This window comes from Acinetobacter sp. YH12151, from assembly GCF_013418355.1.
GTDB classification, from domain to species: Bacteria; Pseudomonadota; Gammaproteobacteria; order Pseudomonadales; family Moraxellaceae; genus Acinetobacter; species Acinetobacter pseudolwoffii.
Genome location: NZ_VPCG01000069.1, coordinates 1 through 8,479 on the forward strand (window position 1 = coordinate 1; position 8,479 = coordinate 8,479).

Genomic DNA, 8,479 nt, shown 5'->3' on the forward strand with positions numbered 1-8,479 from the left:
AGCAAGAGTGAACCACCTGATCCCTTCCCGAACTCAGAAGTGAAACCTCTTTGCGCTGATGGTAGTGTGGGGTTACCCATGTGAGAGTAAGTCATCGCCAGCTCATTATTCGAAACACCCCCTGCATGAGCAGGGGGTGTTTTTTTGTGTATTTAAAATAATCAAGTTATTATTTAAATCTCAAGCTTTTCAAAAAATGATTGAGATATGTTCAAGTTTAGCTATTAAGATAGTTAGAATAGGACTAAGTGCTAGGTCTTTATTTAATAAATCCTGTGACAACTTTCTTAGGTGTTACTGGCATGATTTAGATATTAGAATAGAAATTGTTAGAGTAATTGATAAAGATAACTGATTATTTGCTGAGAGCAGTTCGGTATCGTTCAGATATTCATTAGCGAGTGAGTCTTTTCATAACATTTGGTGATTTCAGCGTCGTGGATATTCGTTTTAGTCGTTGGCCTAAAGCAGGTGTGTGGCAGAGAGTCTTTGAAGTGCTGTCACATGACAGTGACAATGAATAGCCATGTTCGACTCCACCATTGTGCTCATCAACACAGCGCTGGGGAAGAAATCAGGCGATCGGACGGAGGAAAGATAACTTAAGCACCAAAATGCGTGCTCATAATGATGTCTTAGGCAATCCAATAAAATTTTATCTTACTGTTGCTGGGCAAGTTCATGATTTAAATGTTGCTGATATATTGCTGGACTTATTATTCAGTCAAACTTAGCCCATAGGTAACCCCTAAAAGTCTAAAGATCGAATAATTGTTCCAATCCATAAAATTAATGCTTAAGGCGTGATACCCTCTAAAAATAACGCTATGAGTCAAGGTGATTATAAACCGATATCTTTATAAAGCACGATATTTGATCGGGAACTTTTTTTGCCAAGCTCAAGCAGTATCGTATTATTACCATACGTTATGATAAATTAGTTCAAAACTTTTTGTCAGCAATTTATCTTGCCTTAACAATAATTTGGCTTAATTGATGACAGATCATAGTTGTTTAGTCCCAGATTTTAATGGTGCAATATTCTCAGATAAATGGAAGGAAGCACTATGGGACAAGTTCTACACAGCAGCGCCACAACGACACAGGCAGTGCGTCGAGCAATACAAAATAGTCAAGAGAGCTTAAGAACGCTAGCCAAGCGTTACGGCATCAATCAAAAGACCGTCGCAAAATGGAAGAAACGTACTTCAGTAGATGATCTTACAACCGGGCCAAAGAATCCTCGCTCAAGCGTGTTATCGCCTGAAGATGAGGCGGCAATTGTTGCTTTTCGAAAACGCACTTTGTTGCCGCTAGACGATTGCCTTTATGCATTGCAGCCGAGTATTCCTTATCTGACACGCTCGTCGTTACACCGCTGCTTGCAGCGGCATGGTATTTCACGACTGCCTGAGGTACAAGGTGATCGCCCTGTCAGGAAGCGCTTCAAGAGCTACCCCATTGGTTACTTTCATATCGACATCGCTGAGATGCGAACAGCACAGGGTAAGCTTTATCTCTTCGTTGCCATTGATCGCACTTCCAAGTTCGCGTTCACTGAATTGCATACTAAAGCCAGTAAGATGGCAGCCGCGGAGTTCCTGCGCAATCTGGTTAAGGCTGTGCCCTATAGAATCCATACGGTGCTAACAGATAACGGCATCCAGTTCACGAACCGCACCTGTGATCGCTACGCCTCTGAGCACATCTTTGATCGGATTTGTACTGAATGTGGCATTGAACATCGTCTTACCAAGGTCAAGCATCCATGGACCAATGGACAGGTCGAGCGGATGAACCGAACGATTAAAGAAGCTACTGTCAAACGGTTCCATTACGACGATCACACTCAGCTATGCATTCACCTTGCTGATTTTATTGCTGCATACAACTTCGGCCGCAGACTCAAAACACTCAGGGGCCTGACTCCCTACGAATTCATCTGCAAACAGTGGACAGATGAACCTGAACTTTTTAAGATTGATCCGATCCATCAAATGCCGGGACTAAACAACTAGATATATAAAATTATATTTTATATGTTGATATTTATTATATAGGTATAAAGTTGATTGATTAAATATTAATCTTTCCCAAATTAAATGAAAAAACAAATATGTGATGGGTTTTGCATTATTTTAACGTTTGCAGAATCAATATAGCCGATAAAAGATGAATCAGTTTAATTTTAGGAGTTTTAAACTGATTCAAGCATTATGTTAAAGATAAATTAAATCACATTCTTCAGATCTTTTTTATGCTGTTTCACTTGTTGTGCATAACGTTTGCCTTGCTTACGCATTTTACGGTTTTTCTCATAGGCAGTCGGACCTACATTATAATAGCCCAGTGCTTTTTCTAAGCTGCCACTGGATTCATGATAACGAGAAAGAATATGGCTACCACATGAAATATTTATAGCTTCATTATATAAATCATCACCACAAGTCGCTTGCCAATATCTTGGCATAATTTGCATGAGGCCAACAGCTCCAGCATGTGAAGCCACTTGGCTACGATAAGTTGACTCCTGACGAATTACGGCTGCTACAAGTAATGGATCCAGACGATTTTTTTCTGCATTCTGAATAATCAAAGGTGAAACGCGAGTTGCGGTGGTTGCTGGAACACCGTAGGCTGTCTGAATTCCTTTAGACAGTTGAGCAGAACGTTTTTCTAAAGAATTGCCGCCAAGAGAAGAACAGGCACTAAAAAACACGGTACTTAGACCAAGCAGCCCAATTTTAAAAATTGTGCTATTGAATACTGGTAATAATAAGTTTTTTCTAACAGAAAATTTGCCTAACAACTTTCAGCTTCCATGTATTTTTAAAATTAAACTGATCTTAGGAAGATGTATAAAAATCGTCAAGAAATTATATGATTTGTTTACAAAGTCAAAGCAGATCTGCTTGAATCATGGATGATTTATGAAGAGGTGATCAAAGAAAAGCTGATTGGAATAGAGATTTATTTAAGGCTTTTCTTGGTGTTATGGATAAGATGAGGATCGACATCGATTAGGCTAGGTTTTTAAGCATCCAGATTTCACAGGCTTGACTATGGCCAGTGTCGCCTTCAGGCCGATCCAGATGCTCAAAACCTAAGTTCTCGTACAGCTTCACCGCTTGCCAAAGGTTTTTGGTAGTCTCGATATAAATCCGTTCAAATTTATGTTGTCGGGCAAAATCAAAGGCCAAATTCAAAATCTGTTTTGCAAAGCCATATCTACGAATGGCTGGTAGAAAATACATTTTCTGTATTTCTAGAATATTGTGGTCACCTTGTAGTGGAGCAATACCACCACCGCCATAGACCTGATCCTGTTCATCAACAATGACCCAATAGGCAGAATTTGGCTGTTGATATACGTTATACAGGTGATCCAGGATTGAATCACCTACAGCGAAACCGGACTCCGCTGCTAGACCAAACTCCATGGAAACGTTACGAATAATCTTGGCAATTTGAGCATTATCTTGAGGCTGAAGGGGACGAATAGAATACATAGCACATGACATAAAAGAAGATGGAATTTTTATAGTCCGAAAACTTTAAAAAAGCCATCTTTTTCGTTTAATTTTTCTTCGATAAAGTTTTATTTTAGCTCACTCGAAGATTTACCCAGTTCGCGTCGGGCGATAATCAGTTGTTGAATCTGCTGGGTACCTTCAAAAATATCCAGAATCTTGGAATCACGTGCCCATTTTTCCAACAGTTCAGTTTCGTTATAGCCTACCGCAGCTGCCAATTCTACACATTTTAAGGTGATTTCATTACCCATACGTCCAGCTTTGGCCTTTGCAATAGATGCTTCACGTGAATTCGGTTTATGATTATCTGCCATCCACGCCGCTTTGAGCATCAGCAAGCGCGCAGCTTCCCATTCTGCTTCCATGCGATAGATTTGTGCAGCGATATTGGAGCTTTGTAAATAGGGCGTGACATAACTGGAATCCAGTTGATCCTTAAAAATTTCCTTGATACGTTCCAGCGAGGCTTTGGCACAGCCAATTGCCATGGCAGCGACCAATGGCCGGGTATTATCAAAGGTTTCCATTACACCGGCAAAGCCCTTGGCAACATCGATTTCTGCATGACCGAGCAAGTTTGCCGCAGGTACTCGACAATTGATCAGGCGAATCGTGGCAGTATCCGAAGCTTTAATTCCTAACTTATGTTCCAGTCGTTCAACCTTCATTCCAGGCGTACCTTTGGTCACCACAAATGATTTAATTGCCGATCGTCCCAGTTTTTTATCTAATGTTGCCCAGACCACGACCGCATCGGCACGTTCCCCAGAGGTCACAAAAATCTTCTCACCATTTAAAATATAGTTATCACCATCTTTGGTCGCAGTGGTGCGAATTGCAGCGGAATCTGAGCCGAAACCTGGTTCGGTAATCGCCATGGCTGCCCAAGTCCCATGAAAATGTTGTCGCTGTTCTTCATTTGCCACCGCTGCAATGGCTGAATTTCCTAAACCTTGACGTGGCATAGACAGCAATAAACCCGTATCGCCATAGCACATTTCAATAATACTCAGGGCAGTAGACATATTAATACCATTTTTATTGCTGCTGTCGGTCTCGCCCCGTTTATTCACTGCTGCGCCCGCATTCATACCTTCACTGCCTTGGTTCATACCATCTACGATGGAGGCCAGCATATCCAGCTCTTTAGGATAAGTGTGTTCAGCCTTATCATATTTACGCGAAATAGGGCGGAGTACATTGAGTGCAACTTCGTGCGCTTGATCAATCAGGAGTCTGAATTTTTTTGGATTTTGTAGATTCATGATAGTTTTCTTTATTCTCCGATCAGGCATGTAGGCCAGAATGAACAATCGCAGTGGCTCTGAGGTCTCGATACCAGCGTTCGACCGGGTGTTCTTTTGTAAAGCCATGACCACCCAAAATCTGCACACCATCTGTACCGATTTTCATGGATTTTTCTGCGCAGAGTAAACGTGCCAGATAAGCTTCACGATGAAAAGGTTGGCCGGATTCAGCCAGACTGGCAGCATTGAAAATCAGCATCTGCATGGCATCAATTTCAATCGCCATATCGGCAATTATAAAAGCGACACTCTGACGATGGGAAATAGGTTCACCGAAAGCAGTCCGTTCATTGGCATATTGTATGCAGTATTTTTTCACGGCTTCACAAGTACCGACGGCCATGGCACACCACATCAAATTGCCTAAATCAACGAAAGTACGATAATCAAAATCATCATCACCCAAACGCTGCGCTGGTGTATTTTTAAATTGAAGTGTGATGCTTTCAATTGCTTTTAGACCCATGGCAGGGGATTTTTTTGCAGTAATGCTATGGTCACGTTGTACCACAAAGACCTCAGGTGTTCCGTCTAGATCGGCACTGACCAGATAAAGATCCGCATTTTCTCCGAGCATGACCAAGGTCTTTTCGCCGCTAATCAAATAATGCGCCTGATGAGCAATCGCTTGAGTTTTTAATTGATACGGATTAAATGCGGCGGTTTCTTCCTGTACCGCGAAGCTTGCTTTCGGCTCTGGATTTTCTGCGAAAGCACCAAGATATTTTACCTGAATCTGCTCTGAACCCCAGCGAGTAATGGCATTGATCACACTAAAGCTAGACAGTAAACCGGCAGTCAAACTGAAATCCCCCCGAGCCAAATGTTGCGCAATTAAAATATTACTGACAATATTCTGTTCGCAGGCGATACCCCCTAAAGCTTCGGGCAAGGCATAGAAATTCAGGCCGAGATCGGTGTTATATTGCCACAGTTCATGCGGAAATATTTCCTGCTGATCGGCAGCATGCGCCAATGGATAAAGTACCTCTTGAGCAAATTTCTGCATCGCATCGCAGGTCAGTTGCTGTTCTGCAGATAGGTTTAGATCAAACAGTGCTTTGGATTGAGGGGGGAGACGCTGTTTTTGAATGTTCTGGCCAGATTTCAGGATTTTCTGGGTTTGACTCAGGGTTTTAAATCCTGCTTTGGAACTTTGATACAGGAATTTTTCTATAAATTTACGCAGCTTTAATTGATCTAATATTTCACTACCCGCAATTTTGGTCAGCATGGACAAGCCAAATCCTTGAGCTTTGTTCACCATATTATTCATTTTGATTATCCTATGGGTGTTGTCACGTTATTTTATTCATGCTGACATGCACGCCAAGAAAAAACCATGTCATCGCTGACATGAATGATTGACAATTTTTAAGTTATTAAAAGTTAACAAATGGTAAGCTAAGTTTATGAAAATATAATTAAAAACAAGAAGAGAGAAAATTATTTTTGAATAAAAATTGACCCGGATGACAAAATCATCCGGGTTTCTATGTAGCGTCTATTGGGGTATCAAAGGTGATTTTTGATCATGGCACGCACATTGGTTTTGGCATCAATCACGGTCATAAAGGTATATGCACCGATGAATTTACGGCTAATAAACATAAATTCCTTGGGTGGAACACTGAAATAACGTGAAGCCATAGATCTTGAAGCCTGTTGCATGACACGGCTATGCAATTGGCTTTTTTTCCAGTCATAACGATTATGTTGATCCATCACATTAGCTGGTAGCTCCTGATTATTCAACGGTGAGCTAAAAGCCTCAGTGGCCAGTAAAAAGACCTTGGCCATATCCGGCTTGATGCTTTGCGGAATTGAATCAAAAAACTCATAACCGGTCATGGCTTTGACCATCATGTCTGAGTCGTGATGATAACCGGCCTGAATCAGATTGCGCGCGACGCTGAGCAGATGCTGGTCAAACTGACGGATGGCACCAAAGTCGAGCAGGACAATCTTGTCAGGAATATCTTCGCCATTGCCCAGACGAACCAGATAATTCCCAAAGTTCGGATCGGTCTGCATTTCACCCCATTCAAAAATTTCACGTACGGCAATTTCTAACGATGCTTCACCCAACTGGTTGCGTCGTTCTTGTGGCAGAGACAACATTACTGGGCTATTGATCGGCACACCGCGTTCGAAAGTCATGCACAGCACGCGATCAGAGCAATACTCATCAATAATCGTCGGCACGATATAGCGCGGATCGTCTTTTAAACGTGCAGCAAAACGCCGCGTGGTATCTGCTTCAATCTGATAGTCGACTTCACGATGCATCATCTCACGGACTTCATCGAACCACTGGTCGAACTCGCGGGTTTGCGGCACCAGACGCGTCAGTTTAAGCATGTTTTTAAACAGGCTCATATCTGAATCAATGGCTTCTGCCACACCGGGATACTGAATTTTTAAGACCAGTTCCATGCCATCAGATTTGCGGGTGGCGCGATGGACTTGGGCTAAAGATGCAGTGCCCAAAGGCTCATGATCAATGGTGAGATCATTCAGCTTTGCACCGAGCTGCTGCTGTAATTGTGTCTTGATCGCTGGCCAAGCAAGTGCCACGGTCTGGTTGTTGAGCGTATTTAAAGCCTGTGTGACTTCTTCTGGCAAAAAGTGTTCGCCATACAGCGCCATCATCTGGCCGATTTTAACAATTGAACCTTTGAGCTTACCAATTTCTGCAACCAGATAATCCGCCTGCTCTTTCATGGCTTTTTTACGTTTCTTTTCTTTTTCTTCTTCACTCGAAAATATGGAGCCTGCACTGGAAGCCGCCCAACGCGTGCCTGCCAGCAAGGATGCCTTTGCGATCGATAAGCGTCGATCCATAGAGGAGGTTTTCAGTTGTTTAAGCTTATCGTTCTGATCTGACATGTAAACTCAATCCTTTCATCATCAGCATGAAGCAGAATAAATCATTGTAGGGGATATTAGCGCTTCTGCACGTATTAAAAAAGTTTAAGCCGCTGAATTCATAGTAAAAGCTAGGCAAGCTTTCATTTATTCACCAGCCTGTATCAGTTTAGACAGGGCATTATGCCATTTGAAATTGGATTTTTAATTCAGATCGTTGTTGTAACTGTTGTTTATTTGTTTGAATATGTTGATGAATCAGGTGCTGGACACTGTCGTGCATAAAACCCAATGCATAGCCTTTTACAATCACAATACTCGGCAAACCAAAAAACAGATATTTGGCATCGTCCAGTGTCGCACTGCTAAATACACCATGCTGGATTAAAGTTGACTGCAAAAATACCTTTTCTTGCTGCACCTGACCGGAAACCTGGTCATTCCAGTAATTTTGGCGCATCGCCATAAGATTATTGTGCTTATAGCTCATAGGACCGGGCTCGTTTGAAGATTTAATTCGGATTATATGTGGGTGATAGGCCAGTTTTCAATTGCACAACTGTTTAATTTGCTGCCGGAGAAATACATAGGATTATTGCAAGGACTGCGTTAATATTCATGGATAATTTAAACAATATTGATTGTAGGACTTACGCATTGACGGATTCAAAAAAGTATTAAAATACTTTATAAAGTATCTGTGATCAGACGAATTAAACATGCTTCTACAGCAACTTGTACATTACCCATTTATATGGGCTTTCTCATGAC

Annotated in this window: 7 protein-coding genes, 1 rRNA gene and 1 pseudogene; 3 read left to right on the top strand and 6 right to left on the bottom strand. The window is 41.8% G+C overall.

All coding sequences use genetic code 11. The features are described from left to right. From rrf to FTU82_RS14895, 3 genes and pseudogenes are all read left to right on the top strand, one after another. Positions 1-103, top strand: a 5S ribosomal RNA gene (gene rrf / locus FTU82_RS14885); the annotation flags it as partial. Between the two features lie 798 nt (positions 104-901). Continuing rightward, positions 902-997, top strand: a pseudogene (locus FTU82_RS16445) (IS5/IS1182 family transposase); the annotation flags it as partial. Between the two features lie 70 nt (positions 998-1,067). Next, positions 1,068-2,018: an IS481 family transposase gene (locus FTU82_RS14895; RefSeq protein ID WP_180058079.1), complete on the top strand. Its 951-nt coding sequence runs from the start codon at positions 1,068-1,070 to the stop codon at positions 2,016-2,018. Positions 2,019-2,230: 212 nt separating this feature from the next. Here FTU82_RS14895 and FTU82_RS14900 read toward each other — a convergent pair whose 3' ends face one another. From FTU82_RS14900 to FTU82_RS14925, 6 genes are all read right to left on the bottom strand, one after another. Further along, positions 2,231-2,809 carry a transglycosylase SLT domain-containing protein gene (locus FTU82_RS14900; protein WP_180001429.1) on the bottom strand — a complete coding sequence of 193 codons (579 nt, stop codon included), beginning with the start codon at positions 2,807-2,809 and terminating at the stop codon, positions 2,231-2,233. Positions 2,810-3,020: 211 nt separating this feature from the next. Beyond that, entirely contained in the window at positions 3,021-3,509 is a 489-nt protein-coding gene (locus FTU82_RS14905) for a GNAT family N-acetyltransferase (RefSeq protein WP_180083600.1), read from the bottom strand. Positions 3,510-3,598: 89 nt separating this feature from the next. Further along, a complete protein-coding gene (locus FTU82_RS14910; RefSeq protein WP_180085337.1) occupies positions 3,599-4,798 on the bottom strand; it encodes an acyl-CoA dehydrogenase family protein in 1,200 nt (399 codons plus the stop codon). Positions 4,799-4,820: 22 nt separating this feature from the next. Next, the gene (locus FTU82_RS14915; RefSeq protein ID WP_180101560.1) at positions 4,821-6,116 is read right to left on the bottom strand and encodes an acyl-CoA dehydrogenase family protein; all 1,296 of its coding nucleotides are present in this window, start codon (positions 6,114-6,116) and stop codon (positions 4,821-4,823) included. A 239-nt stretch (positions 6,117-6,355) separates the two neighbouring features. Next, positions 6,356-7,729, bottom strand: coding sequence for an AarF/ABC1/UbiB kinase family protein (locus FTU82_RS14920; RefSeq protein ID WP_005097050.1), 1,374 nt, complete (start codon positions 7,727-7,729; stop codon positions 6,356-6,358). Between the two features lie 160 nt (positions 7,730-7,889). Further along, positions 7,890-8,198, bottom strand: coding sequence for a hypothetical protein (locus tag FTU82_RS14925; protein ID WP_005097049.1), 309 nt, complete (start codon positions 8,196-8,198; stop codon positions 7,890-7,892). Positions 8,199-8,479: the final 281 nt, after the last annotated feature.